This window comes from Variovorax sp. 10N420 (assembly GCF_056394705.1).
On the sequence record NZ_JBFTIJ010000038.1, the window covers coordinates 1 to 1,609 of the forward strand.

The window sequence follows — 1,609 nt, forward strand, 5'->3', positions numbered from 1 at the left end:
TTCGACGTCAGCGATGGCAATGCCGTGAACGCTGCGGTCGAACGGATCGAAGCCGATATCGGACCGATCGACATCCTGGTCAACAACGCCGGCATGCAGCGCCGCGCACCGCTGGACCAGTTCGACGAAGCGCATTGGCACGAGCTGATGCGGACCAACCTCGACAGCGTGTTCCTCGTCGGCAAGTCCGTCGCGCGCCACATGATCGAGCGCAAGCGCGGAAAGATCATCAACATCTGCTCGGTGCAAAGCGAACTCGGCCGCCCAGGCATTGCGCCTTACACAGCCAGCAAGGGCGCCGTGAAGATGCTCACCAAGGGGATGGCGATCGACTGGGGGCCGCATGGCATCCAGGTCAACGGCATCGGGCCCGGCTACTTCAAGACGGAACTGAACGATGCGCTCGTCAAGAACGCCGAGTTCAGCGCATGGCTCATCGGCCGCACACCGTCTCGTCGCTGGGGCGATGTCGAAGACCTCGTGGGCGCGGCGGTGTTCCTCGCGAGCGACGCTTCGCGCTTCGTGAACGGCCACATCCTCTATGTCGACGGCGGCGTCACGGCAAGCCTCTGATCCTCAGTCGATCAACAACCCAGGAAGACAAACGCCATGGAAGCCCTCGTCATTCATGCCCCCGGCGACTTGCGCGTCGAGGAAGTCCCCACGCCCGAACTGGAAGCGGGGCAATTGCTCGTGCGGGTTCGCTGCGGCGGCATCTGCGGCTCGGATCTGCACTACTACCAGCATGGAGGCTTCGGCACTGTTCGCATCCAGGAGCCGATGGTGTTGGGGCACGAAGTCGCCGGCATGATCGAAGCGGTCGGTGCCGGCACGTCGTTCAAGGCGGGCGAGCGCGTGGCGATCAGCCCGAGCCGGCCCTGCGGGCGCTGCCAGTATTGCCAGCAGGGCCTGCAGAACCATTGCCTGGACATGCGCTATTACGGCAGCGCCATGCGCACGCCTCACGTGCAGGGCGCCTTCAGGCAGCAGATGGTGGTGGAGCAATGGCAGGCGCATCGGCTGGCCGATTCGGTCAGCGATGGCGAAGGCTCCATGGCCGAGCCGCTGTCGGTCGCGCTGCATGCGGTGCGCCGCGCGGGTTCGCTGCTCGGCAAGCGGGTGCTGGTCACAGGATGCGGGCCCATCGGCGCGCTGGCGATCATTGCCGCGCGGCGAGCCGGTGCGACGCACATCGTCGCCACCGATGTCGGCAGCCACACGCTGGGCAAGGCGCTCAAGGTCGGCGCGGATGAAGTGGTCAACGTGGCCGAGCAGCCGGACGGCCTTGCGCGCTTTACCGCCGACAAGGGGAGCTTCGACGTGCTGTTCGAGGCCAGCGGCAACGAGCGTGCCTTGCGCGGCGCCTTCGACGCCATCCGCCCGCGCGGAATCATCGTGCAACTGGGCTTGGGCGGCGAGATGACCTTGCCGATCAACACCATCGTCGCCAAGGAGTTCGATCTTCGTGGAGCCTTCCGCTTTCACGAGGAATTCGCGGTCGCCGTCGAGCTGCTCAACAAGGGGCTGGTCGACGTCAAGCCGCTGATATCGGCAACCCTGTCGTACCGCGATTCGGCCCGCGCCTTTGCGCTGGCGGCCGATCGTACGC

Annotated in this window: 2 protein-coding genes; both read left to right on the top strand. The window is 65.6% G+C overall.

Annotated features, from left to right (window positions below; genetic code table 11):
* A partial coding sequence (locus AC1DEK_RS30090; protein WP_478128984.1) for an SDR family oxidoreductase occupies positions 1–573 on the top strand: 573 nt, incomplete at its 5' end.
* A gap of 36 nt (positions 574–609) precedes the next feature.
* Positions 610–1,609: L-idonate 5-dehydrogenase (locus AC1DEK_RS30095; RefSeq protein WP_478128985.1), on the top strand; the 1,000-nt coding region annotated here is incomplete at its 3' end.